Genomic DNA, 26,295 nt, shown 5'->3' with positions numbered 1-26,295 from the left:
AATTTAATTTTTATGCAAATTATCAGGATTTTTTTATTAAATCCATTATATACATAATTATTTTCTACTTTTGTAAGAGTAATCGCATAACCCAAAGCAATTGAGTCTATTCAAAAAACTTGTCGGAAAAATCTTAAATCAGCCTGAAGAGGATGAAGGCCAGGATCTGGTAAAACTCGGTGACCAACTGAAGAATGCCGATCTGGATTATAAGTTTGCACAGCTTTTCACGCATTCCGGCGGATTTTTTAACTATTGCGCCGACGAAGCCGAAGCTTTGCAGACACTTAATCATATTTTCAAAATTGAGGATATAAAATCTGTTTTCTGCTGGGATGCCGATTTAAAAAACTTCCTGGATGTGGTAAAAGTTCCCTACACAAAGGAACTGGAACTCTTCAACGACTGCGCATTCATCACCTGCGAATATCTGATCGCCTACGATGGCAGAATTATGCTGTCATACAACAATATTCTGCATTACCACTCTTCGCGGCTGCCGCAAAAAATCATCATCATGGCTAATGTTTCCCAGATCGTTACTAATCTGAATGATGCCATGAGCAAGATCAAACGCAACGGCAATATCCGCAATCTGACTTCCATCAGCGGGAGCAATTCTAAATTAGATACGCCCAACAAAGACAACACAAAACTTTTCTTACTTTTGCTCGAGGATTAATTGATTTTTCTGCGAGTCTGATCCCTAACTTCTAATCACAAAAAACTTGGATAAAAATTTAGTTCAGCGTATTTTCGGAGGTGCGCTTTATGGAATTGTCGTAATTCTGTGTACTACACCACTGGGTTCCCAATTTCTCAATTCCGTTTTCCCGGGATTGGTGATGCAAAATCAGCTGTTTTACGGGATGATCACTTTTTTTCTGTTTATGGGCGCCTGGGAATGCACCAGGATGATGAAGTTCGATCCGAAAAGCTGGGAGAAATATGTGGTATTTCCTTTAATAGTTCTCGTTTTCTACCGTTTTTCTAAAAGATACTTTAACCACGGTTTTTATTTTGACTTTAATCTTTCAGAAATTCTCGCCCTTTCACTCATTGTGATTGCGGTGGTCACGCTATTCCGGTTTTCAAAAGAACTTTATTTCGACAACGGCAAACTCATCTTCACGGTGATATATACGGCTCTGCCGTTCGGTTTTGCGTTGGGTTTGCCGAAATTTTCTACAGTAGAAAATACTTTTACTTTGGAGGTTTTCTTTCTTTTTGTTCTGATATGGAGCAGCGACAGTTTTGCTTTTTTCACCGGTAAGTTTTTCGGGAAACATAAAATGGCGCCTACGATCTCGCCAAAAAAAACCTGGGAAGGTTTTGCGGGAGGTGTCATTCTAACATTGGTCGTAGGTTTTTTTATCGAAAAATATTTTCCGGATCTGCGTGGAAACTGGATCATGGTCGGCTTATTGGTCTCGGTGTTTGCGCCTTTCGGCGATCTGGTAGAAAGCCAGCTCAAAAGAAACTTTGGCGTGAAGGATTCCGGAAATGTTATTCCCGGCCATGGTGGAATATTAGACCGACTCGACAGTTTTATTATCTGTGCGCCTGTCGTATATTTGTACTTTATTTTAGAAAAATTTATTTAGGAACGTATGAAATTACATAAAGAATCCAAAGGAACCATTATCGTTGCAAGTGTTGTGTTTGCTTTGGTCGCATTTCTTTCCATTAATTATTTCAGAGACTGGGCGCTCATCGTTCTTATTCCGCTTCTCATTATTTATGGATTAATTTTTTGGTTTTTCCGCGTTCCGAAGCGTGATATACAGGACCATACAGAAAATGTGATCGCGCCGGTTGACGGTAAAGTGGTGATGATCAAAGAAGTTTTCGAGTCCGAATTTTTAAATGAAAAGGCAATTCAGATCTCTATTTTTATGTCTCCGCTGAACGTACATATCTGTAGGTATCCTGTTTCAGGAAATGTGCTTTACAAAAAATACCATCCCGGAAAATATCTCGTTGCCTGGCACGAAAAATCATCTACATTAAATGAAAGAACTACTGTGGCCGTAGAAAGCCTTACGCACCACAAGGTAGTTTTTCGCCAGATTGCAGGATATGTGGCGCGCAGAATTGTCTTCAGGTGTATGGAAGGTGATACAGCCAAGGCGGGCCATGAATTCGGTTTTATAAAATTCGGTTCCCGTATGGATGTATTTTTACCCGTTGACACCCAGATCATCTGCAAGATCGGCGACAAGACAAAAGGCGGCATCGATGTGATCGCGAGAATGAACGAATAACGGCGTACGCAAATATTTGTAATTCACCTGGATTTTTTAATCCGGGATTTTTTTTATATTTTTAAAGGACATCAAAAATAGTTCTATGAAATTTCCTCTTCTAATATTCCTGTGCGCTTTACTTTTCCTCGCCTCCTGCGAAAACCCTGAAAAGGAAGATCAGCTGCAACAGCGCGAGCAGAATCTCCTGCTCCGTGAGCAGCAGTTCGCTGCCAAACAGCAGGATTATGAAGACCTGAAAGCCATGCGCGACAGCATTAAAAACATTCCGGATACATTAAGCGCCGTGCAGCTCCCCGATATGATCTTGGGCAAATATAATGGCAAGATGATCTGTACCGATTCCGATTGCTCCGAGCATGTGATTGGTGATTTGAGAAACGATATCTGGGAAATTCTGCCCACCGGCGTGCGCATCACTAATAAAAGTGGCGGCGACAAATTCTACACCGGAAAGGTGACTGACTCCGAACTGAAACTTAAATCGGAAGAAACTGCCGGCACCGCCGCCAGTTCCGAAATCACACTGCAAATTACCGATCCGAATCTCAGCCGCATCAAAGGTGTGCGCGAACTGAAACGCGAAAACTGCGTCGCCAAATTCTCGGTGGACCTGGAAAAAATTAAAAACTGATTATGCTCATGCTCCTGAAAGTATCTCATCTTGAACTGCCTCTTGAAGATCCGGTTCTGAAATTTCTGGTGGTTTTAATTATCATTCTGTCTGCCCCACTTTTACTGAATAAGATCAAAGTTCCGCATTTGCTGGGTTTAATCATTGCCGGTGCCGTGATCGGACCAAACGGCTTTAACGTTCTGACGCGTGACAGCAGCATTGTGGTGACAGGAACTACAGGTCTGCTGTACATCATGTTTCTCGCCGGTCTGGAGATCGACCTTGCAGAGTTCAAAAAAAACAAATGGAAAAGTCTCGGTTTTGGCGGCTACACTTTTGTCATACCCTTTGTGATCGGGATTTCGGCCGCGCATTTTATACTTCATTATAACTGGCTGACTTCCTTTTTGTTTGCGAGTATTTTCTCATCGCATACGCTGATCTCCTATCCTATCGTGAGCAAACTTGGAGTGGTAAAAAACCGCGCGGTAAATGTGACTGTAGGCGGCACGGTTATTACAGATATTCTTGCGCTTCTTGTGCTGGCAATTGTAGTCGGCATGACTACCGGCGAAGTTAATGCTGCTTTCTGGACTCAGCTTTCGGTGGGGATTGTGCTGTTTGCCGCAGTTGTTCTGTTTGGTTTTCCGATTATTGCCAGATGGTTCTTTAAAAAAGTAGATGACAAGATATCACAGTATATTTTTGTGTTGGTAATGATTTATCTGGCCGCGCTTCTCGCGGAAGTTGCCGGTGTAGAAGCGATCATTGGTGCGTTCTTAGCCGGACTTGCACTGAATAAACTTATTCCCCACACTTCATCATTAATGAACAGGGTGGAATTTGTAGGAAACGCGATCTTTATTCCCTTTTTTCTTATAAGCGTCGGAATGCTGATTGATTTTACGGTGTTTTTCAAAGATCTCGAAACAATAAAAGTGGCTTTTCTGATGATTACCATTTCCATTGGCGGGAAATATCTCGCTTCAATCGCAACGCAGAAATCCTTTTCCTATACCAAACCTGAGGGCGGAATCATTTTCGGGCTCAGTTCAGCTTCCGCGGCAGCGACACTTGCTACCGTGATCGTGGGCTACAACATTATTCTGGGCGAAACAGATTCGGGTGAGCCCATCCGTTTACTTGATGAAAGTGTGCTGAACGGCAGTATTTTGCTGATCCTTATTTCGTGTACGATATCATCTTTCGTAACACAGAAAAACGGCGAAAAAATAGTGAAGGCCGAAAACGAAAATACCATTGCCGATACCAATCCGGAAACCGAAAATATTTTACTTGCGCTCAATCATCCAAATACGGTGGAACCGATGACCAATCTGGCGCTGCTCTTTAAATCAAAAAACAGCGCTAACAATCTTTTTGCCCTCAACATCATTAATGAAGAAAAAAATGATTCGTCAAAAAAGCACGCTGAGAAAATTCTGCACGAGGCAGTTAACATCGGAGCTTCTGCAGATGTTCTTATCACGCCACTTACCAGGTTTGATGCAGACCTTATAGAAGGTGTAAGCAATGAGATCAAAGTGAACAATATTACTGATCTTATCATTGGCATCGATCACGAGAAGGGTTTTTCAGCAAGTTTTGTGTATAATCTGTACAGTGGTTATCTGAAAAATACGGAGGCAGATGTATTGGTTTATCAGGCGGTGCAGCCTATTGCAACGATCCAGAAATATTTTGTCATCATTCCGAAAAATGCTTCCCAGGAAACACGTTTTTTTCATTCCTTATTAAAGGTTTGGAATATTGCCCGGAATACAGGATCGAAAATCGAATTTTATGGCGACGATACCTCAATAGCCATGATTCAGCGGATCCGTAAAAAATCGAATATTGATGCGGCTTTTATCATCTTTAATAACTGGAATGAGCTACCAAAGGTTTTTGAAAAAATGAAAGATGACGACGCGCTGATCCTGTTTATGTCAACGCGCAGCATGGCATCGTATCTGCCACAGATGCGAAACATACCGAATTTGCTGAATCAATATGTACGCGGAAAAAATTTCCTGCTTATTTTTCCCGGCAACCGCAATGAAACCGAGTACAAGAGGGATACACGAAACATTTCCAACACCAGCGATTTTATCGAGATCGGGCAAATGGTGCGGAAACTCTTTAAATAAAATGATAAAATAAGAATATAAAAAAAGGAGCAGTTTTTGGTTGCTCCTTTTATCCTGAATTATGATTTACCTATATAGGTACAAAAATCACTGCTGCTACAGCCGCCAGGCCGATCACAACAGAGGCCAGAACGTTCAGTTTCTTTACTTCGCGTACATCACTCTTATTTATTACGACATCTTCACCACTTTTGGATTTGGCATAAATTTTCCCGGCATCCTGTTTCAGAACCTGAACTTTAAATTCTTTGGCATCGTTGGTTTGTATGGTATATCTCTCATAGAGCTCCAGCGAATTGGGCTGCAAAGGTTTTTGCGCGCTTACCACTCTTGTCTGGCAGGCAGTTGCGGTAAATAACAGGAATAAAATGAAGAGGGAAAACGATCTTTTCATTGAGGGAAATTATATTTCAAATGTAACAAAATTATTTATGACCGCAACTTTGTGGATCACCAGAATTCTTTTGCATTCAGATCCTGCGCAATGAGCCAGGCCTCGCTCCAGCAAGCCTGAAAATTAAAGCCCCCGGTAACCGCATCAATATTTAAAACTTCGCCGGCGAGGTAAAAATTATCCAGAATTTTTGAAGACATATTTTTAAAGTTGATCTCCCTGAGTTCCACACCGCCCGCGGTAACAAACTCATCTTTGTAAGTGGATTTACCGGTAACCTTCATTTTGTTCGCGCACAGAAATCCGAGGATCAGCTCCAGTTCATTCGCGGACAGCGACGAGATATTTTTATTGAGTTCCACTTGTGCAAGCGTAAGGATACGGTGCCAAAATCTCGTTGTGATCTCAAAGATCTTCGATGTGCCTATATTTTTTTTCGGATTCTCCTGCCTGAATTTTTTAAATTTTTCTTCAGCTTCATCCGGTGGTATTCCCGGAAAATTCACCACGATTTCGAAATGATACTTTAGCTCCGCCAGTTCGCGCGCTTCCCAGGCCGAAATTTTTAAAATCGCGGGACCTGAAAGTCCCCAGTGGGTGATGAGCATCGGCCCCGATTCCTTTGTTTTTAATTTGGGAATAGAAACTTCTGCAAAAGGAAAACTGGTTCCCATTAAATCTTTTAGCGTATCATTTTTAATATTAAAAGTAAACAGGGAGGGCACAGGTTCTACAAGATTATGACCGAGCTGCCTGATCATTTTTAATGATTTTGGCGAACTTCCTGTAGTATACACTATGTAGTCGGCATGGTAAGAACCGGATGCCGTTTTCACCACATAATGATCATTTTGTTTTTCAATGTCAAGAACTACCGCTTGGGTTCTTACTTCAAACTGTTTATGTTTCACTTCATCAACCATTGTATCGATAATGGTTTGCGAAGAATTACTTTCGGGAAAAATACGGTTGTCGCTTTCTATTTTTAATGGAACCTGTCTCTTTTCGAACCATTCCATGGTATCACCGCTCTGAAATTTGTGAAACACGCTGCGCAACTCTTTATTTCCGCGCGGATAGAACTGTACAAGTTCCTGCGGCTCGAAACAGGCATGTGAAACATTGCATCTGCCACCACCGGAAATTTTTACCTTCTGCAGAACATCGGAGTTCTGTTCCAGGATCAGCACATCGAATTTGGATTCATCGAGATTTGCGGCGCAAAAAAAACCTGCCGCACCACCGCCGATAATGATTATTTTTTTCTTTTTCAATGATTAACTTTTTAAGCGCTGTTAGAGCTCGGAGCTCTAACAGCGCTCCCAAAATTACGATTTTTCCGAACCATCTTTATTGAGTAAATTTGTTCTCTTCAAAATTTACAAAAATGTCTGAATATCATTATAAATTCGAGGTCCGCTGGAGTGACATCGATGCCAACCGTCACCTCGCAAACTCGTCGTATGTAGAATATTGCGCGCAAACCAGAATGGCATTTATGAACACGCACAAAATGGGCCTTAAAGAGCTGAACCGCTGGGGAATAGGACCGGTAATTTTACATGAGCGCTACTCCTTTTTCAAGGAGATCTTACCGGACCAGACCGTGTACGTCACTGCAGAAATTGCCGGTATGTCGGAAGATGCAAGTATTTACAGATTTGTTCACAATTTTTATATGCCCGACGGTACGCACTGTGCCACCGCAGAAGCCACGGGTGTGTGGATCGATACCATGCTTCGTAAATCGACTACGCCGCCGGATGATATCCTGGAGGTAATGACCGAATTTAAAAGTGAGAACGTAAAGCTTCTTACCCGGCAGGATTTAAAAGATCTGCCATTTAAACCGAAAGATGTAGTACCCTTTCACAAACGCAATACCTTTACCTGGAAAAAAGATAAGGATGAAAAAACTGCTGAATAGCTGCAATTTCTAAATTATTTGTCATAAAACCCGGAATTCCATCAAAAACAAAAAAACCGATGCTCGAAGATAAAAACCCCCAACTAACACCGATATCAACCTATGGCGAATTCGGTCTGATCAAACACTTAACCGAAAACTTTCGGCCTGAAAATACTTCGACTGAAATTTCCATTGGTGATGATGCAGCAGTTTTGAATCCTGAAGGTCAACAGGTTGTCTTCTCCACAGATATTCTTGCGGAAGGCGTTCACTTTAACCTTGGTTATGTTCCACTAAAACATTTAGGCTATAAGGCAGTCGTCGTCAATTTAAGTGATATCGCAGCCATGAATGCCGCCCCTACGCAGATTTTGGTTGGTGTGGCAGTTTCTAACAGGTTTCCGGTAGAAGCACTGGAGGAGATCTATGCAGGTATTGCCCTTGCCTGTAAACATTATAATGTAGATTTGGTTGGCGGCGACACTACCAGTTCCACTTCCGGATTAATTATAAGCATTACCGCAGTGGGTATGGAGAAAAAGGAAGACATCATTAAAAGAAGCGGGGCTAGACCCAATGACCTTCTTGTAGTGACCGGTGATCTTGGAGGTGCATATCTTGGGTTGCAAATTCTGGAGAGAGAACATTCTGTATATCTCGCCAATCCAAATATGCAGCCTGAAATGGAAGGTTACGACTATATCCTGCAGAGACAGCTAAAGCCTGAAGCCCGAACCGACATTAAGAAAACTTTAAAAGAACTCGATATTCAGCCGACTTCCATGATTGATATTTCTGACGGCCTGTCTTCGGAAACACTGCATTTGTCGGACCAGAGCAAAGTGGGTTTCCGGATCTATGAGGAGAAGATCCCGATGGATTCGCTCACGATTTCTACGGCAGAGGAACTTAATTTGAATCCGGTGACGTGTGCACTGAGCGGTGGCGAAGATTATGAACTTCTGTTTACTGTGGCACCGCAAGATTTTGAAAAGATGCGAAACCATCCTGACTTCAGTATTATTGGTCATGCTGTAGATTTGGATCAGGGTAACTATCTTGTAGCGCGCGGCAGCAATGAACTGGTAGCGCTGAACGCGCAGGGCTGGGATGCTTTTCTGAATAAAGACAAAGAGTAAATTAAAGATGCTTCGGCAGGTTCAGCATGACATACAAACAAAATTGATGTACTATCAATAAGTTAGAAAATTCTCCCATATAATGAGGGACAATAATTTTAAAGCGACTACAAATAGGGTCGCTTTTTTTACAAACAAGGATTTCTAATTTTTGGCTAAAGCTGGTCATCATACCTAAAAAAGCGGGCTAAAGCCCGCTCCTATCCCGTTTTCAAATTAAAATCGCCGTCTATTTATAATCTTTGCTGCTTCTTTTTGGTTCCCGCAATTCAGGCCACTTTGCCACTTCGCCTTTATCATCCGTCGGCATTACGCGTTTTTCGCGGTTGGTAAATTCCGGATCTTCTGAAGCCATATATGCTAATGTCGCCGTGAGGATCACGTTGTTTTTCACCTCATCGAAAACGATTTTGTCATATGTATCTTTCGTCGTATGCCAGGTGTAACCAAAATACCCCCAGTTCAAAGAGCTCAGTGAAAATCCGGGTACGCCAGCCGCTACAAACGAAGCGTGATCCGAGCCACCACCTCCGGGCATCCCGGGAAAAGTGCTTTTGATCTGCTCGCGAACAGTTCTTGGTGCGGCACTCAGCCATCTGCTGATATAATCATAGGAGTGCACAAAACCCTGCCCGCTGACATCTACAACGCGGCCGGTCCCGTTATCCTGATTAAAAACTGCCTGCGTGCCCTTAATGATTTCGGGATGATCGGCCACAAAACTTCTGGAGCCGTTGAGCCCCTGTTCCTCGCTGCCCCAAAGGCCAACTATGATCGTGCGTTTATTGTTCGGGTAATATTTTTTTAAGATACGCATGGTCTCCAACATGGTAAGAACACCGGTTCCGTTATCGGTCGCGCCCTGAGCACCATCCCAGGAATCTAAATGTGCGGAAAGAATTACATATTCATTCGGTTTTTCTTTGCCTTTGATTATCCCTACTGTATTGAAAGAAGCAGTTTCCGGCAATATTTTGGACTGAGTGTCTACTTTAATCCGGGGTTTTTTTCCGGTTTCTGCTAACCGGTACAGCATGCCGTAATCTTCGAGTTCGATATCAAACATTGGAATTTTGCTTGTTTTCGCTCCAAAAATTCTGTTTGCGCCCATAATGCCTGTCCAGTTGGAAATTGCGATTCCTGCTGCACCGGCTTTTTCAATTGCTTCCAGCAGAGAATTATTATCGTAGCCAATGTTTTTCACATATTCGCGGAAGTCTTTGCCCGCTTGCAGCCGTTCAGCTTTTAGTTTTTCGTAAAGTTCCGGTGTAGCGAATTCCTTAACCTGCTCATCCGACCGCCCGAGTGGCTGATACTGTGCCATGAGAACGATCTTACCTTTTACAGAAGTAAGCCAACGGTCAAATCCGGCTTTCGACGAAACATTTGGAAGGGTAATCACCTCTGCTTCCACGGCTTTTTTTGTCGCCGGGCTCCAGGCCAATTGGGTTGCAACCAAAGTTTTTACTCTTGGGTACACCATATCAACATGCGTAATTCCGCGTTGCCACCCTTTCCAGGTTCCAAATTTCTGCAGTTCCGCGTCTATGCCCCAGGACTGCATTTTTTCGGCGGTCCATTTATTGGCGGCAAGCATTTCGGGCGTGCCGATCAGCCGTGGCCCAATACCGTCGAGAAGTTCGTGTGCCATAGGCTCGAGCTGAGAATTGCTATACACTTCGTTGACAAAATTCTGTATTACAGGATCAAGTTTTTCCTCCTGTCTGGTCTGTGCGGAAGTAAATGAAAGTTGGGTTGCCAAAAGCAACACTGAAAATGAGAAAAAAGTCTGCTTCTTCATAGTTATTCACAATTTTTTTTAAAGATAATAATTAAAGTCAAAGTAAAAAACTATAAACATCGAACACTCCCGAACTGGCCGTTATCAGACTGTTTTTTGCTGAAAGGGGAATAGCTGCGCGAAGCCTTTAACAAGAATAATCCCAACCTGTGAAGATTGGGATTTACATATTTTAGAAACGCTTTTTGAATTATGCGTTTGGCTCAATAGATACAAATGATCTGTTGTTCTGTTTCTTTCTGAAAACTACTTTACCGTCAACAAGTGCGTGCAAAGTGTGGTCTTTACCCATGCCCACGTTTTCGCCCGGGTGGTGCTGCGTACCTCTTTGTCTTACGATAATGTTTCCGGCGATAGCCTCTTGTCCTCCGAAAATCTTCACTCCTAATCTTTTGGAATGTGACTCTCTACCATTTTTGGAACTACCAACTCCTTTCTTGTGTGCCATTTTATTTTAAGGTTTTTTGGTTTAAATTATTCAGCGGTTTCGCTGTCTGTATTCGTTGTTTCTACAGCTGGCGCTTCTGCTTTCTTCGCTTTTGGAGCTGCTTTTTTGTCTTCTTTCTTATTGTCAAATCCTGTGATACCGGTGATCTGAATTTGTGTTAACGATTGTCTGTGACCGTTTTTCTTCTCGTAACCTTTTCTTCTTTTCTTTTTGAAGATGATTACTTTATCCGCTTTCACGTGATCTAAAATCTCGGCATCAACAGTGATACCGCTTACAGCTGGGGCGCCGATTGTTGTAGAACCGTTTACAGTTAAAAGTACTTTATCGAAAGAAACCTTTCCTCCTTTATCGCCTTTCAAACGGTTTACAAACAACTTTTGGTCTTGCTCAACTTTGTATTGAAGCCCTGCTATTTCTACAATTGCAAACATTGTTTATAAGTTTTGTTAGTTAATTCGAGGTGCAAAAGTAAGAAATAAAATTGAGTTATCCACAAATATATTTTTAATTCAGATGGTATTTATGGAAAGCACGGAAATGGCACCTTATTTTTCTGCCGGAAAGTTTGTAATTTCGCTCAGCGCGCTGCGCCTTTTCACCTGGTCCGCCTTGCTGATAACGGATAAATCACCTGTAGATTCCAGCACAATTGCCTCAATGGCCGTAATATCAGCAAAACCTGCGCCGCGAATGGATTGGTTGATCTGCGACTGAGCAATTCTTTCTTTCTTTAAAATTTCATCAAAAAATTGGCCGCGGTAATATAATACGACTGGCGGATTGCTGATCAGCGCTTTAAATTTCGTGCTCCGCACGGATAACATTGAAAACAGATACTGCATTAAAATGAGCAGACCAATTGCCAGCAGTCCTTCGGCCAGTGGCGTATCTTTATTTAATATCACAGAACTCAGCATAGAGCCCAGGGCGATGGTGACTATAAAATCGAAAGCATTCATCTTGGAGAGTGTTCGCTTTCCTGAAATACGCAGCATTATAATCAGCATCAGATATGCCGAAATACTGGTGACGGCAATTCGTAACAGACCGCTCCAGTCCTGAAAGAAAGTTTATTCCATTGGTTTATTTTAGGCCAGCAGAGAAAAAATTCAGACATAACGCTTACACAGAACCTTTAGGTAAAATTAAAAAGCGGGCAGTCTTTATTTTTTCTACATTTGATTTTTCACTAATTTATGAAAAGAGATTTATATATAGATTTCGCGAAAGGATTTGCAACACTCTCCATCATCTTCATCCATACGGCGTATTGGTCGGGGCAGTATTATGTGCCGGGCGAAGTGCGGATCCTGTCGCTGCTGATCGATGTACCGCTGTTCTACGCTTTAAGTGGCCTCACTTCCGGCGCCAATGTAGAAAAAACTCTGTACCGCCTGCTGAAACTGCAGATCACTTATATGATATTTGTGACCTTCCTGTTCTTTCTGGATTATTTTTTCAAAGTTTTCGGGCTGAATTTCTTCGGTTTGGAGTGGATGAAAAATTTCTACGGGACTTTCGGGAGTAAATATGTTCCGACCAGTATTTCTGATGTTCCGCAATGGCAAAATCTTGGGAATTGGTATCTTCATCAATATACAAACGCGGATAGTTTTCCTGTCGTGATGGGAAGTTTCTGGTATTTAAAAGTGTATTTTATTCTGACCGTTTTTGGAGTTTTAATTTTGAAGTTTTTTTCAAAACACATTACTTGGTTTATAGGATTGTGTTTTGGTTTGACTTTAATTTTTAATCTTTACCCACTTCTCAACTTGCTTCCGTTTTTTGATTTTCCTCCACAATCTTACCCATCTGGACAAGTTGGTTATGTTGCATTTTACCTGGGGATTTTCTTATTAGCGCATCAATTAAAAGGTAAAAAAATACCGGGAAAATGGATTCCGTTTCTATATGGGATTTTGATTTTTATTCTTCTGTTTCTCTTCTGGAATTTCGGGAAAGAATTATTTTTAAAGATGAATAAAGCCAAGTTTCCACCGAAATTACTGTACATTTTCTGGTCAAGTTTTTCATTACTCACCCTTTTTGTTCTTTATAACAGAGTGAAGATCAGCAAATCTAATCTTATCACGTATATCGGTAAAAATGCGATTTTCTTTTATTTCGCGCAGGGAATCAGTTCTTCACTGGTTTATTTTGCAGTTGTTCCTTTGCAGGGTAAGATGCCATGGTGGCTGCTGATGATTCTCATTTATCTTTTAAATGTGGGACTTGCTGTTCTTATTGCCACAGGTTTAAAGAAAATGGATGCATTCGGCTGGAAATTTTTAGAATTATTGCGCAAAAAAACCGCCTCAGTTTCCGGAAGCGGCATATAAAGTTTCTTTACATTTTTAGTCAGCTGTGTTTCTGTTACCTCTCGCCACAACTGCGATAAGTACGATGAGCAGCAGAGCGCCGATCACCCAGAAAATCGGATTGGAGTACCATTCTTCTGTAGTTGTAGTTGTGGTTGAAGTTGTAGAGACATCAACTTTTGGAGTTGTAGTTTCCTGGGCCAGAGCCATCACGCTGAAAAAGAAAGTAAGAATAAAGATCCCGAAGCTTTCCATTTTTTTTGTTACTAATGCAGTATTCATAATTTAAATTTTTAATGTTGATCGAATAACTTCAAGTTTTGTGCCACAATTCCCAATGATTATTTACAAAGCTTAGATATAGTGTAATTATTGATCGGTAGATTTTCCTGAATATCACTACATTTACAGTGCAAAAAAATCTGACTATGTTTAAACTGAAACTGCTCACTGATCCCCGCTGGGCCAACATTGCAGAAGGTAATCTGGAAGAGATCCTAACAGATCACGCATGGTGTGAGCAGAAAGCCACAACCAACGCCATCACGCTGATTACCATGCTGCCGGAATATCCCGGGATCATCACCGAACTTTTAAATATCGCACGTGAAGAGCTCGATCACTTTCAGCAGGTTCACGAAATCATTAAAAAACGCGGTTATGAATTCGGCCGCGAAAGAAAGGATGATTATGTAGGCCAGCTTTTCAAGTTCATTGTTCAGGGCAGTCGTGAAGATTATATTGTAGACCGGCTTCTGTTTGCCGCAATGATCGAAGCAAGAAGCTGCGAACGATTTAAAGTGCTCACCGAAAACATTAAAGATGAAGAACTTAAAACCTTTTATAAGGAGTTAATGATCTCTGAAGCCAATCATTATACCGCGTTTATCGGATTTGCCAGAAAACTCGGCGATCCCGAAAAGGTGAACCAGCGGTGGGAGGAATGGCTTACCTATGAATCGGAGATCATAAAATCGTACGGTAAAAAAGAAAGCATCCACGGTTGATTATTTTTAAATTCAAGTCATAATTTCCCTATTTTTACCGCTATAAATCCATTTACTCCCGATGAACAAACAGCGCGTTGAGCAGTCCTTTAACCTTTTGGCTAAATCTTTTTTTCAGGGTTTGCTTATCATTGGACCATTTGCGCTCACCATCTGGATCATTTGGTATATCGTTTCCAGTATCGATAATATCATTCCCGCGATTTCTGCACGCCTGTATCCGGGGATCACTTTTGCCATCGTGATTTTGGGTACTGCGCTGATCGGATTTTTAGGCAATAAATTTCTGCTCGGCCGCGTGGTTGTCGACAGTTTCGATTATATACTTGAGCATACGCCGGGTATAAAATTCATTTATACCTCACTGAAAGATGTAATGACTTCTTTCGTGGGCGACAAGAAAAAATTCAACCAACCCGTTCTCATTAAAACAGCCACAGAACCTGACGTTTGGCGCATCGGATTTCTTACGCAGAGTGATCTTTCATCTGTCGGTTTTCCCGATTATGTTTCTGTTTATCTGCCGCATTCCTACGCGGTTTCCGGCTGGGTAGTCTTTGTACTGGCCACCAATATTGTGGTGCTCGAAAATGTAAGTGCCGCACAGGCCATGAAATTTGCGGTAAGTGGTGGCGTAGCAGGTTTTCACAGTGACGATAACGTCTTCAAAGCGCCTGAATGAAAGTTAACAGTTAAAAGATAAATGATGAACCTTCATCGTTTTGCAAACCTTCTTTTTTAATTATTAAACTTTAATTTTCATTCTAATGAATTTACCTTACGCTGAACCTTTCAGAATAAAGATGGTGGAAGAAATCCGCCAGTCCACCCGTGCAGAAAGAGAATCATGGCTACAAAAAGCAAATTACAATCTTTTTAATTTAAAATCGTCGCAGGTGTTCATTGATCTGCTTACCGATTCCGGAACCGGCGCTATGAGCGATCAGCAATGGGGCGCACTGATGACGGGTGATGAGAGTTATGCCGGTTCCCGCAGTTTTGAGGCCCTTCACGATACTGTAAAAAATATTACCGGTTACCAATATCTCCTGCCAACACATCAGGGAAGAGCGGCAGAAAACGTGTTGTTTTCGGTTTTGGTTAAAGACGGCGACATTGTTCCCGGCAATTCCCATTTCGATACGACCAAAGGCCATATCGAGATCCGGAAAGCGCACGCAGTCGACTGTACCATTGATGAGGCTTTCGATGTAGAAAACCTTCACCCCTTCAAAGGAAATATTGATCTGCAAAAACTGGAAGATGTTTATAAAACCTATCCCAAAGAAAAAATCCCTTTCTGCCTGATCACTATTACTTGCAATTCCTCCGGCGGACAGCCTGTTTCAATAGAAAATATCAGAGCCGTAAAAGAACTTTCCGACCGTTATGGAATTCCCATCTATTTTGATTCCGCCAGATTTGCAGAGAATGCGTATTTCATAAAACAAAGGGAAAAAGGTCAGGAAAACCGCACCATCAAAGAGATTGCAAAAGAAGTCTTTTCTTACGGCGCCGGCATGACCATGAGTTCAAAAAAAGACGGACTTGTAAATATCGGCGGTTTCATCGCGCTGAATGATGAAAATATCTACCGTGCCGCTTCAAATTTTACCATCATCTACGAAGGTTTTATCACCTACGGTGGTATGGCGGGTCGCGATATGGCGGCTTTGGCGGTGGGACTGACTGAAGCGACAGAATTTCCTTACCTCGAAAGCCGTATTTCACAGGTTGAATACCTGGGAAATAAACTCATCGAATACGGCATTCCGGTGCAGAAACCCATTGGCGGACATGCCGTATTTATTGATTCGCTGAAATTCCTGCCACAGGTCGCCCGCGCGGAGTTTCCTGCACAAACTCTTGCCAATGAAATTTATCTGGAAGCCGGGATTCGCACCGTGGAAATCGGCACCCTGCTTGCAGACCGTGATCCCGATACGCGCGAAAACCGCTATCCCAAACTCGAGCTTGTACGGCTTGCCATTCCACGCAGGACGTACACGAACAATCACATGGATTATATCGCGGCTGCCGTGAAAAATGTCTACGAACGGCGAAACGAGATTACAAAAGGATATTCTATCATGTGGGAACCGGACATTTTACGGCATTTCACGGTGCAACTTGGGAAAGCCTAACAAAAATATCCGTCAGCCCGACGGATATTTTTTTTCTGAAGGCTGATCGTCACGCGTTTTTGCTGACCTTTTGGCGAATGCCTAATTGAAATTTATAGCGTTGTGTACAATTAAAAATAGTTTTCACCATCTTCACCCAAAAACCCCAACTTTAGTCAGGGTCTCTTTTTAATCATCATTTCCAGTTCTAAGCTGGCTCTTTCGACTTTTTCCGTGGCTCTTCTTAAGCTTCCTCCAGGTGGGCATGACTTTTTACAAGTTCCTGCTGTACATTGCCGGGAACCAACTGATATTGAGAAAACTTCATCGTAAATTTTGCACGGCCACCGGTGATGGAACGAAGCGCGGAGCCGTAATCGTGCATTTCTGCGAGCGGAACCTCAGCCAGAATTTTCTGATAATGGCCTTCGGAATCCATACCAGAAATAATGGCGCGGCGGGTTTGAAGGTCGCCCATCACGTCGCCTGTATCCGCATCCGGACAAAGAATTTCTACGCTGTACACCGGCTCAAGGAGTTGCGGTTTCGCCCGCTGAAATCCTTCCCGGAAAGCGCCCGCGGCAGCAAGCTGAAAGGAAATATCGTTGGAATCCACGCTGTGCATTTTACCCTCGTACACTGCAACACGAATGTTCTGGCAGTGCGACCCGGTGAGCGGACCTTCTTTCATCTGCTGCATGATGCCTTTTTTGATTGCACCGATAAACCGGTTATCAATTGCTCCACCTACAATACACCAGTAAAATGCGAGTTTACCGCCCCAAGGCAGCTCTTCGATATCTTTCTGCCGAATATTTACACCGGTTGGCTCTTCCATGCCATCGTAAAAGTTTTCAACACGCATATGGATCTCGGCGAACTGTCCTGCTCCGCCCGATTGCTTTTTGTGGCGGTAATCGGCGTCAGCTTTGCCGGTGATCGTTTCCCGATAAGGAATCTTCGGATTTTCAAAAGTCATTTTCACACCAAACTCGCGTTCCAGCCTTTGTTTCACAAGATCGAGATGAAGCTGGCCCTGAGCGTGCAATAAAGTCTGCTTAAGTTCGGCAGACTGTTCCACATGTAAAGTGGGATCTTCCTCCCCGATTTTGTGCAATGCGGTTACCAGTTTCTCCATATCGGCAGCGGAGCCGGCAGAAACCGCTTTTCGAATACGGCTTTCGGGAAATTCCATCGGCCGGACTTTTCTGTTCAGCCCTTTTGAATTTAATGTATTGTTGGAGTGGCCGGATTTTAACTTTACTGTCGCGCCCAAATCGCCGGCAACCAGTTCTGTCACAGGAATCCTGTCCTTTCCTTCGGTAATGAAAAGTTGACTGAGTCTTTCATTTTCACCATTATCAGCATTAATCAGTTCATCACCTGGTTTCAATGTCCCGCTTAAAACTTTAAAATAAGAAACCATTCCGACCTGCGGCTCCGAGAGTGTTTTATAAATAAATACCGTGGTTTTGTCTGCGGGATCGTAAGAAATTTCTTCACCGTTTTCGAGTTTTCGTGCCGGGCGTTCTGCGGGCGATGGCGCAATATCATCAATGAAACCCATCAGCCGTCCGCTGCCCATGTCTTTTAGACCACTTGTGACGAAGACCGGGAAAAACTGCTGTTTTGCCAGAGCGATCGTAATTCCTTTTGCCAGATCGTCTTCCGAAAGATTTCCTTCCTCGAAATACTTCTCCATCAGACCTTCTTCATTCTCCGCGGCGATCTCTACCAAGGCGTTGTGCATTTCATTGGCCCTTGCCATTTCACTTTCAGGGATGGGCTTTTTCTCCGGTTTCCCGCCATTTTCAGGGAACACATACATTACCATTCTTAATGCATCGATGATGGAATTAAAATTTCCCCCTGAGTTTAATGGATACTGAATGGGAACCACTTTGGAACCGAAACGTTCCTTCGCCTGCTCCAGCGTTTTTTCATAATCTGCTTTGGCATGATCCATCTGATTGATGACAAAAATCGTAGGAGTAAGATATTTTTCTACATATTCCCAAACGATCTGGGTGCCGACTTCCACACCGTTGGCAGCATTTAATACAATGAGTGCTGTATCGGCCACTTTTAACGAGGAAACGACTTCGCCAACGAAATCGTCAAATCCGGGAGTGTCGATAATGTTTATTTTGTTGTTTCGCCAGTTGACGAACATTTGGTGAGAAAACAGCGTTTTGCGCTTTTCATGTTCGATTTCCGTGTGGTCACTCACCATGTTTTGTCCCTCTACGCTGCCCCGGCGGTTGATCGCCCCTCCTTCGTAAAGCATGGTTTCTATGAGCGTAGTCTTACCACTGTCTGAATGACCGAGTAAAACTACATTCCGTAAGTTTCTGGTATTGGTACTCATAATATAGCGTTTTATAATTTTCGGAAATCTGAGAATACAGAATACAGCACATTTGATTCATATAAAGTTACGAAAGATAACAAAGGACCACCGAAAATTTACATGAATTTAAAATGACATTTAGCATTAATTACAAAAGCGGCTGCCACCTGCCAACAATTGGGCAACGGAGAAAGGCACTTAAAATAAGTCGCTGCTGTTTTTTCTCCATTAATGATTTCGGTTCTGAAAATTTAATTATGAGTAAATTTGCAGCAATCAATTCCCAATATGAAACAATTTTCTGCGAAACGAAGCATTCAGTTTCTTGCTCATATCCTGAAGGAGTACGGCATTTTTAATATCATTATTTCGCCCGGTTCTCGAAATGCACCGCTCGCCATTCACTTTTCCGAGAATGATGAGTTCAACTGTTACAGTATTGTTGATGAAAGAAGTGCGGGATTTGTAGGTCTGGGAATGGCGAAAAGTCTTAAACAGGCGGTCGCGGTTACCTGTACAAGCGGATCTGCGGCGGCTAATTATTATCCGGCAGTTACCGAAGCTTTTTATCAGAATGTGCCGCTTTTGGTTTTAACGGCGGACCGCCCTGCTTCTTTTGTTGATATTTTTGATGGACAGACGATCCGCCAGAAAGATCTTTACCAGCAACATTCATACGGTGACTTTCAGCTTTTGGAAGATGACGACGAAAATGCTGATGAGGAAAACTTTGCGCTGATCAAAAAAGCTGTGGAACTCTGTTTCGAAAAACAGGGCCCGGTACATATCAACATACCATTAACAGAACCGCTCTACGAACTGGTTTCGGAGCTGCCGGTCTTTCCGCCGATCGAAACGACCATCCAGAAAAAAAGTTACAGCCTCCCGTCGAATCTGGTGGCAGACTGGAATCTCTCAAAAAGGATAATGATCCTCGTGGGTACGCGCGACCACAGTGATGAACTCGAAATGCAGCTTAGGCAGCTCGCGAAAAACCACAGTGTGGTGATTCTCACCGAAGCGACTTCAAATATTAAACACGAGAAATTCTTTTCGCATATCGACCGCTATATTTTCAATTTTGATGATGCAGATTTTCAGCTTTACGCGCCGGACCTGCTGATCACGGTGGGACAAAATGTGGTGTCAAAAAAAATCAAGCAATTTCTCCGCAAAGCACATCCGAAAAATCACTGGCATATCGATGAGCACTGGCAACCCGACACCTTTTTTGCCTTAACGGAAAAGATAGAAACCAAACCCGAAACTTTCTTTAACAGACTGCTCGGCCAGGTGAATCTGGAACCACGGCCCTATTACAATTTATGGGATGTCCTGCGTGACAAGAAAGACATTAAACATACAGAATACTGCATGAAAACCCAGTTTTCGGATTTTAAATTCTTCGAGTTGCTCAACCAGAAAGTTCCCGAAAACATAAAAATCCACTTCAGCAATTCGTCGGCGATCCGATATGCCCAGCTTTTCGACTGGAAAAACACGATGTACTGCAACCGCGGTACCAGCGGCATCGACGGCTCTACCTCCACGGCGATGGGTTTTGCGATGAAGAATGAAGGACAGACACTTTTGGTAACCGGAGACCTGAGTTTCTTTTACGATATCAACGGCCTGTGGAACAATTACATTCCGCCATATACGCGGATCATTGTTTTTAATAATGGCGGCGGCGATATTTTCAAAATTATTCCAGGACCAAATTCCACCAACGCGCTGGATGAGTTTATTTTAACCAAACACCACAAGACTGCTGAACATCTGGCGGCACATTTTGGTTTCAGCTATACAAAAGTTGATGAAGAAGATACGCTCGCCCGCGTGCTGGATAATTTCTTTAAGACAGACACTAAACCGAAAATACTGGAGGTGGATACGGCAGGAATTGAAAATGCGGCCGTGCTGAAAGGTTATTTTGAATTTCTGAAATAGCTAGAAATTCATCTGCAGGCCAAATTTTATCCCGAATTCCGACACGCCCGGATGATCGAGGTAATTGCCGCGCCAGTTGAAATCGATCCGTAAGATCTTCAGATTGCCAAAACCGATATTTTCGAACCCGAAACCGTATTCATAGTAGATCTGCTGATCCGGTGCAGAATACAGGTGATTCTCAAAATTAATATTTTTCGAAGCTGCGCTCAGCGTTCCGTACGCACTTCTTAAATACACAAGTTCGCGCAGCTTCAGTTTTTTAATCAAAGGAATATACGAGAGGAGTTTCCCCTGAAAATGATGCTCAAGATGCAGTGTCGTGTAAGAATCTGCCACAAATTCATAATACTTTAAAAGCGCGAAAGTATTGGGAATCAAACTGTAAGACTGGTTTCCGGGAATGATGTTCTGCAGCGCCAGCGGGACCGTATTGAAGTTCTTTCCCGCTTCGAAATTCACGACCGTACGTCCGAAATTTCCCATAATAATGGGTTGTGAATAAAGGAACTGCAGTTTATTATAATCGAAATCGCCATTCAAAACATTCTCGAAACCATGGGTAAATTTCAGTACAAATGTGGGCGACAGCGTGGTAAATGAATACCGGTCTACACCATACTGCGAATATTTGGCGCCGGGTTTCGCAATCAGGCTGAAAGTGGTATGAAAATCAGTAAGTTCGGATCTCAGTATTCCGTTTTTGTAATAATCTAAATTAAAAAATTCAGGATTTGCGGATTTTATCTGTTGCGTGGAGATATCCGAGCGCACTTCAAAATTCTTCAGCGGTTCCAGTGAAAAGAATAAATTATTTTGTTTCAGCGAACTTAGTGAAGCATTGGTGCCTGATGAAAAAACCGAAGATGAGGCAAATGATCTGGTCATAATTCCATCGTCATTTGTAAGTTGTGCACCGAGCTGAATTACGTCGTTCCTGCTGCCAAATCCGATTGTCGCCCGGTTATCACGGTTAAACATATACCGGCCTTCCAGCCCGTATTTAAATTTCCGGTCCTTGAAGCCGTAAGCAGTATATCCTTCCACACGCCACATATCATTAGGCGAAAAATAGGTGCGCGCACCCAGCCGTATCCGGTCACCTTCTACTTCATTATTTCCGTATACAGACCAGATATCGCCAAAATCAATTGCATGCCAGGCATTGATGTAGCCGGATTCCACCACTTCCACAAGTTTAACAATATGCTGGAATTTCGGCACTTTCTCAAGTTGCGAAACCATGGTGTACACATTTTTTTCAGACTCGGCTAAAGGTTCGGTTCTTTCTTTTTCCCAATATTCATCCGGTCTTGTAAGGTTCGTATCGCTTAGCGTCTGTTGGCGGTCGGTAAGCAGATCATCTGCAAAGTTCTGGTTGAAGCGATAATCACTGTAGATATCTGTCCGTTTGAAAAGCGCACCTTTGGCATCTTTTTTCTTGTTAAAGATGGACATCTCGAACTCGGTGTAGGTTTTTTTCGGCAGGAAAATGGAGTCATTGGGTGAGTCATATTCCATTTCCATATAAATTCCGTTTACAAAATTTACATTGATCTTATTGGTGGACCTCAGCGTGGCTTTTACAATATTATAAGTGTCTTTTGAAATATAAAGATTCCCCTGAAAAGTCAAAACTTCCTTTCGTTTTGGATAGTAAGCGATCTTGAAACATTCGCTGCCATTTACCGAAAGTGAGTCAGTAATTTCATATTCATATGTCGCAAAACCATCTGTGGCAGCGGGGCTCGGAAAACCAATATTAAAAAAATTAACCGTATTATCGTACAGGTTTACCTCTTTGAACTGATTTTTCGCGGTAGATGCAATGAGTTCGTTATTGTTAAAACCGGAGAATTTATTGGCAAGAATGATTTTGTTTTCCTGTTTCTGTGGTGTATTGCGGCCGTACGTTTTGTACAGGGTTTCATTAAAAAAAACAGGAAGCGTGAGCTTTTTCTGAAAATTCGCCGAATCAGCATAGTTGAAGATAAACTCCAGATCATTGAACAACTTCTTTTTCATGAAGGCGCTGTCGATATTATTCAGACCGATCTCTATTTTCTCATATTCTTTGTACTGGTAGTCGTTATAATTCGCCAGGCCGTTGGTTTTGCGGCGTTTCCAGACTTCCTGCATTATAGCGTATGCAGGGTTTTCCTTCTTGTTTTTGTATTTTTTTTTGGTACGGCCGGCCAGAATAACTTCCTGGATATCTTCAACATTTTCCGGCTGCATTTTGATCACAAGATCTTCAAACTTCTTATCCTCGAAATTGAGGACTTCAGTTTTATAATTTTTTCTGATGAAAGTGGCGGTGGAAATTCCAGAATCGGCGACAACTGTAAAGTGCGCATCTGCGGTTACAAGGGACGGCTTTTCATTTCCATTAATGAAAATCTCTACACCGGTAATCGGCCTGCGGGTTTCTGAATCGGTTACAGAACCCGAAATCCTGGTTTGTGCGAAAAGATTCACACTAAAAAGTAAACCAGCAAATATCTTTATAAATGTGAAAAACAGGCGCAGGGGCCATTTCTGTATCTTCATGAGAGTCTGCAGCAAATTCCTTTTGCGGAAATATTCATTAACCAAAAACAGACCAACGCAGTGCCAGGCAGTATTTTAAATGCCGGCAAAATCGGTATGGTCGGGGAGATTGGTGATTTTTGAAAGCGGATAAATAAACATATCATCAAAATCATTCATCGCATTGATGATCTGGAAATGCGAATAATCTTTCAGGGTTTGTAACGTAATTTCGGCTTCTTTTATTTTTTTCGTTTTCAGGAGGTGTTGGCGCTGAACACCATTTAGCAGAAACGTATTTGGCGTAAACCAGTCTTTACCCTTTTTGAAAAGAATATTGGAATAAGAAGTGTCGGTAATATGGTTGTTTTTTACAATGATGATCTCCTCGGCTTTTGCTTTCTGCTTCATGCGTTCGAATTCTTTCCGGTCCTCGAACTTAAATGAATAATCGTACGTATTGTTTTCGACCAGAGAAATTTTGTTGATCTCGGAAATCGCGTACGGGATCAGCTGAACCCTGAAATCCTTTTCCAGGCTGTATGTGATTTTCAGCTTGAAAAGGCCATCTTCATCGTGCTCCAGATTCTTATAAATTTTTGCCAGATCCAGCGAACCTTCTTTACCAAAATGAGCAAAAGTCTCATTAATGCGCTTTTGGTGCAAATCGGCAAGAAATAATTTCTGATCTTCTACCTTAATGCTTTCAATGAATCGGGACATAAATTTTGTTTTTCATTTCTTGATATTCGTCGGCTAATTTACTCAAATGCGTGATGCCGCCACCGCTTTTAAAGTAAAACTTTCCATTTTCTTTTTCTATAAAACGAATCATCACACAGGAGTCCAGACCGCTGCCGTCAAACCAGCCACAAACGCCGGTGTAGAAGCCGCGCGCGAAATTTTCGGCCTGTAAAATAATGTCGAGCGTCCTGCTTTTTGGCGCACCGAGAATGGAACCTGCAGGAAGAAGCGTGCTCATTATACTTCCGATTTTATTCTGAAATTCCGGCTTCAATATTCCGGAAATTTCGGAACTCATGGCGTAGAGGTTTTTCTGCTGCGTCCGGAGATAATCAATGCGCTGAAATTCATCCAGGGTCACCTCATCGGCAACCATGCTCAAATCATTCCGAAGCAGATCGACCACGGTATAATGTTCGGCTTTTTCCTTAATGTCATTTTTAAGAACCGCCGCTGCATTGGGAACTGCCGCATCGATCGTGCCTTTCATCGGGTGTGTATAAATTTTCTGATCGCGGATTTCGATGAAAGTTTCCGGAGAGAAAAACACAAACTCATCCTTGCAGAGGACTTTATATTTAGCTTTTGAAAGATGAAAAATTTCTTCTAAACTTAAATTGATGTCAATCTGCGTTTTACACGTATAGTTGACGAGGTAGGAATTTCCGGCTTTCAGATTATTCTGCACGACCTGAAAACCTTTCGCATAACTTTCCTTAGACTCGGGAAAGGATTTAAGGTTGATCGTGCGCTGGTTGGCTATGGTCGGCTCTACATTTGAAAAGTTGGGAAACTGAATTAAAATTTCTGAATCGCGGAGTTCGTCTGCAGTAAAAATCCTGCAGTTTTCCATTAAAAAATCGACCATAAAAAAGAATGGGACTTTCTGCTGAGAAAGTTCATCGAGTTTCTGAAACTGGTTTGAAATACCTGCAATCATCGGCACAAAAATACAGAAAAGGCTGCGGTAAAAATAAGCCGGAAATTAAATTCCTAAAAGCTTATTTTTGCGCCATGGAAAATAAGGAGTTCATGAAAACGGGAACGGAACATATTCTGAAATCGGCATTTGCGTACTGGAGTAAAACGCTGCTCTACCAGGCTGTGTACAGTTTAATTTACTTTTCGCTGTTCTTTGTGGGATATTTTTATCTGTTCCAGTATTTCGGTTTGTGGGATGAATTTGCAAAAAACAGCGATCTGGTACGGACAGATATGGCCGCCTTCAATCAAAAAATGGAAGAAATTGCGCGCTTGCCGCAGACACGTAACTTCGGACTGGCTTTCTTCTTTCTGCTCGCTTTCCTCAATCCATTAAATGTGGGCCTTTACCGGATTTACCGGAAAGCAGATCTTGGCGAGGCACCGGAATTCAATGATCTTTTTGCCGGATACCGTGGCTGGGACTTTTTTAAATTTTTTGGCTTCTACCTCTTCTGGATCATTATATTCACTTACGCGAATGCAACGGTGATCTTAGGTGTGGTTTGGATCTTTGTCACGCTGTTTTCGGTTCCACTGCTGTATTTCAGGAACGTAAATACATTTGAAGGTATTCGACTGACGGTCACAGGTTTAAAAAGAAAATTCCCAGCGGTGGTAGCCTGTGTACTGGTAGCGGTACTTTTCAGCATGTGCGGATTTATAGTTTTCGGTGTAGGCATTCTGCTTACTTTTCCGTTCTGGCATGCAATGATTTATGCGCTTTACCAAAACATTTATAAAGAAGTGGAGGAAGTTTAATTTCAGTTGATTATGTTTTCATTTTTAAATTTTATATTTGAGAAACATTAAAAAACTAAATTATGGACGCTTTTCAAGAATTCGATCAACCTCAGGGACCTGAAAGGTCGACCGGTGCGATCATTTCACACGCTTTCGAAACCTACAAAGGTGTATTTCTCTACGGTTTGGCTGCAATGGTTTTATACCTACTGATTTCACTTGTAATTCAGTCAGTTTCAGGCTTTAATGCAGAAACGCTTTCGGAGGAAATCCGTACTGCTGACGGAGATTTCTCGATGATGAGCATTTGGGGTATTCCCGGAATGGGCACTTACTATGGACTTTCGGGACTTGTGGGGCTTTTATTTTCGCCTGTATATGTAGGCTTAATTTATATGGCAAACAAATATAACAGCAGGGAAACCATTCATATTAATGATCTTTTTATCGGCTACCGCCAAAACACACTAAACATCATTATTTACAGTCTATTCTCGGGCATCATCATGGTAATCGCTTTTTCTCTGTGTTTTTTACCAGGTGTTTTTGTCCTTCCTTTACTGCTTTTGGGATATCCGGTGCTTTTGTTTGAGAATGCTACATTTTCAGAAGCACTCAGCAAATCTTTTAATATTGCAAAGGAAAACTACGGCGTATTTTTAGGCGCATCGGTTTTGGGTTGGCTTATAAGTGCTGCCGGAATCATTCTTTGCGGTATCGGTCTTTTGGCCACGATACCTTTCTATCTTATTGTAATGTACTCAACTTACTGTGCTTTCCTGGGGAAACCACGAATTATTGCAACCCCAAATTAATTGGATATTT

At 42.2% G+C, this 26,295-nt stretch carries 24 protein-coding genes and 1 pseudogene; 14 read left to right on the top strand and 11 right to left on the bottom strand.

Annotated elements, in window-relative coordinates; genetic code table 11:
• Positions 1-100: 100 nt before the first annotated feature.
• The 5 genes from H562_RS0107620 (at position 101) to H562_RS0107600 (ending at position 5,030) form a co-directional block, all read left to right on the top strand.
• Positions 101-682: an LUD domain-containing protein gene (locus H562_RS0107620; RefSeq protein ID WP_027376960.1), complete on the top strand. Its 582-nt coding sequence runs from the start codon at positions 101-103 to the stop codon at positions 680-682.
• A 46-nt stretch (positions 683-728) separates the two neighbouring features.
• Positions 729-1,604 (top strand): phosphatidate cytidylyltransferase, encoded by an 876-nt coding sequence (locus H562_RS0107615; RefSeq protein WP_027376959.1) that lies wholly within the window; start codon positions 729-731, stop codon positions 1,602-1,604.
• 6 nt (positions 1,605-1,610) lie between these two features.
• Positions 1,611-2,264, top strand: coding sequence for a phosphatidylserine decarboxylase family protein (locus H562_RS0107610; RefSeq protein WP_027376958.1), 654 nt, complete (start codon positions 1,611-1,613; stop codon positions 2,262-2,264).
• 85 nt (positions 2,265-2,349) lie between these two features.
• Positions 2,350-2,898 carry a hypothetical protein gene (locus H562_RS0107605; protein ID WP_027376957.1) on the top strand — a complete coding sequence of 183 codons (549 nt, stop codon included), beginning with the start codon at positions 2,350-2,352 and terminating at the stop codon, positions 2,896-2,898.
• A 2-nt stretch (positions 2,899-2,900) separates the two neighbouring features.
• Positions 2,901-5,030: a cation:proton antiporter gene (locus H562_RS0107600; RefSeq protein WP_233701982.1), complete on the top strand. Its 2,130-nt coding sequence runs from the start codon at positions 2,901-2,903 to the stop codon at positions 5,028-5,030.
• A 70-nt stretch (positions 5,031-5,100) separates the two neighbouring features.
• On the opposite strand, the gene H562_RS0107595 is transcribed toward H562_RS0107600, so the two are convergent.
• Together H562_RS0107595 and H562_RS0107590 are read right to left on the bottom strand one after the other, a co-directional pair.
• Positions 5,101-5,424, bottom strand: a complete 324-nt coding sequence (locus H562_RS0107595; RefSeq protein WP_027376955.1) for a bacteriophage spanin2 family protein — start codon at positions 5,422-5,424, stop codon at positions 5,101-5,103.
• Positions 5,425-5,480: 56 nt separating this feature from the next.
• Positions 5,481-6,698 carry a BaiN/RdsA family NAD(P)/FAD-dependent oxidoreductase gene (locus H562_RS0107590; RefSeq protein ID WP_027376954.1) on the bottom strand — a complete coding sequence of 406 codons (1,218 nt, stop codon included), beginning with the start codon at positions 6,696-6,698 and terminating at the stop codon, positions 5,481-5,483.
• 113 nt (positions 6,699-6,811) lie between these two features.
• Between H562_RS0107590 and H562_RS0107585 the strand changes: the two genes are divergently transcribed.
• Positions 6,812-7,351 (top strand): acyl-CoA thioesterase, encoded by a 540-nt coding sequence (locus H562_RS0107585; RefSeq protein ID WP_027376953.1) that lies wholly within the window; start codon positions 6,812-6,814, stop codon positions 7,349-7,351.
• 59 nt (positions 7,352-7,410) lie between these two features.
• A complete protein-coding gene (gene thiL / locus H562_RS0107580) occupies positions 7,411-8,472 on the top strand; it encodes a thiamine-phosphate kinase (RefSeq protein ID WP_027376952.1) in 1,062 nt (353 codons plus the stop codon).
• 229 nt (positions 8,473-8,701) lie between these two features.
• On the opposite strand, the gene H562_RS0107575 is transcribed toward thiL, so the two are convergent.
• The 4 genes and pseudogenes from H562_RS0107575 to H562_RS0107560 form a co-directional block, all read right to left on the bottom strand.
• Positions 8,702-10,273: a M20/M25/M40 family metallo-hydrolase gene (locus H562_RS0107575; RefSeq protein ID WP_027376951.1), complete on the bottom strand. Its 1,572-nt coding sequence runs from the start codon at positions 10,271-10,273 to the stop codon at positions 8,702-8,704.
• Between the two features lie 190 nt (positions 10,274-10,463).
• Entirely contained in the window at positions 10,464-10,721 is a 258-nt protein-coding gene (gene rpmA, locus H562_RS0107570) for a 50S ribosomal protein L27 (protein WP_027376950.1), read from the bottom strand.
• Between the two features lie 86 nt (positions 10,722-10,807).
• Positions 10,808-11,155, bottom strand: a pseudogene (rplU, locus tag H562_RS0107565) (50S ribosomal protein L21); the annotation flags it as partial.
• A gap of 114 nt (positions 11,156-11,269) precedes the next feature.
• Entirely contained in the window at positions 11,270-11,746 is a 477-nt protein-coding gene (locus tag H562_RS0107560) for a DUF421 domain-containing protein (RefSeq protein WP_394330172.1), read from the bottom strand.
• A gap of 174 nt (positions 11,747-11,920) precedes the next feature.
• Between H562_RS0107560 and H562_RS0107555 the strand changes: the two genes are divergently transcribed.
• Positions 11,921-13,063: an acyltransferase family protein gene (locus H562_RS0107555; protein ID WP_027376947.1), complete on the top strand. Its 1,143-nt coding sequence runs from the start codon at positions 11,921-11,923 to the stop codon at positions 13,061-13,063.
• 15 nt (positions 13,064-13,078) lie between these two features.
• On the opposite strand, the gene H562_RS0107550 is transcribed toward H562_RS0107555, so the two are convergent.
• Positions 13,079-13,324 (bottom strand): hypothetical protein, encoded by a 246-nt coding sequence (locus tag H562_RS0107550; RefSeq protein ID WP_027376946.1) that lies wholly within the window; start codon positions 13,322-13,324, stop codon positions 13,079-13,081.
• 146 nt (positions 13,325-13,470) lie between these two features.
• On the opposite strand from H562_RS0107550, the gene miaE reads away from it, so the two are divergent.
• The 3 genes from miaE to H562_RS0107535 all read left to right on the top strand — a co-directional run bounded on the left by miaE (position 13,471) and on the right by H562_RS0107535 (position 16,193).
• Positions 13,471-14,049, top strand: coding sequence for a tRNA-(ms[2]io[6]A)-hydroxylase (gene miaE / locus H562_RS0107545; protein WP_027376945.1), 579 nt, complete (start codon positions 13,471-13,473; stop codon positions 14,047-14,049).
• A gap of 61 nt (positions 14,050-14,110) precedes the next feature.
• Positions 14,111-14,731: a DUF502 domain-containing protein gene (locus H562_RS0107540; protein ID WP_027376944.1), complete on the top strand. Its 621-nt coding sequence runs from the start codon at positions 14,111-14,113 to the stop codon at positions 14,729-14,731.
• Positions 14,732-14,816: 85 nt separating this feature from the next.
• Positions 14,817-16,193, top strand: a complete 1,377-nt coding sequence (locus H562_RS0107535; RefSeq protein ID WP_027376943.1) for a tryptophanase — start codon at positions 14,817-14,819, stop codon at positions 16,191-16,193.
• A gap of 223 nt (positions 16,194-16,416) precedes the next feature.
• On the opposite strand, the gene H562_RS0107530 is transcribed toward H562_RS0107535, so the two are convergent.
• Positions 16,417-18,540, bottom strand: coding sequence for an elongation factor G (locus H562_RS0107530; RefSeq protein WP_027376942.1), 2,124 nt, complete (start codon positions 18,538-18,540; stop codon positions 16,417-16,419).
• 270 nt (positions 18,541-18,810) lie between these two features.
• Here H562_RS0107530 and menD point away from each other — a divergent pair, with 270 nt between their 5' ends.
• Entirely contained in the window at positions 18,811-20,472 is a 1,662-nt protein-coding gene (gene menD / locus H562_RS0107525) for a 2-succinyl-5-enolpyruvyl-6-hydroxy-3-cyclohexene-1-carboxylic-acid synthase (RefSeq protein ID WP_027376941.1), read from the top strand.
• Here the strand turns inward: menD and H562_RS0107520 are convergent, their stop codons facing one another.
• From H562_RS0107520 to H562_RS0107510, 3 genes are all read right to left on the bottom strand, one after another.
• Positions 20,473-23,022 (bottom strand): DUF5686 family protein, encoded by a 2,550-nt coding sequence (locus H562_RS0107520; protein ID WP_051190450.1) that lies wholly within the window; start codon positions 23,020-23,022, stop codon positions 20,473-20,475.
• A gap of 75 nt (positions 23,023-23,097) precedes the next feature.
• Positions 23,098-23,724 carry an aminotransferase class IV gene (locus tag H562_RS0107515; protein WP_027376939.1) on the bottom strand — a complete coding sequence of 209 codons (627 nt, stop codon included), beginning with the start codon at positions 23,722-23,724 and terminating at the stop codon, positions 23,098-23,100.
• Positions 23,708-24,682 carry an aminodeoxychorismate synthase component I gene (locus H562_RS0107510; protein ID WP_394330171.1) on the bottom strand — a complete coding sequence of 325 codons (975 nt, stop codon included), beginning with the start codon at positions 24,680-24,682 and terminating at the stop codon, positions 23,708-23,710. The genes H562_RS0107515 and H562_RS0107510 overlap by 17 nt, the downstream gene beginning before the upstream one ends.
• Positions 24,683-24,777: 95 nt before the next feature.
• Here H562_RS0107510 and H562_RS0107505 point away from each other — a divergent pair, with 95 nt between their 5' ends.
• Together H562_RS0107505 and H562_RS0107500 are read left to right on the top strand one after the other, a co-directional pair.
• The gene (locus H562_RS0107505; protein ID WP_027376937.1) at positions 24,778-25,488 is read left to right on the top strand and encodes a hypothetical protein; all 711 of its coding nucleotides are present in this window, start codon (positions 24,778-24,780) and stop codon (positions 25,486-25,488) included.
• A gap of 62 nt (positions 25,489-25,550) precedes the next feature.
• Positions 25,551-26,285, top strand: a complete 735-nt coding sequence (locus H562_RS0107500; protein ID WP_027376936.1) for a hypothetical protein — start codon at positions 25,551-25,553, stop codon at positions 26,283-26,285.
• Positions 26,286-26,295: the final 10 nt, after the last annotated feature.

This window comes from Kaistella palustris DSM 21579 (assembly GCF_000422265.1).
GTDB lineage: Bacteria > Bacteroidota > Bacteroidia > Flavobacteriales > Weeksellaceae > Kaistella > Kaistella palustris.
This window is presented reverse-complemented; position numbering and strand designations above follow the sequence as displayed.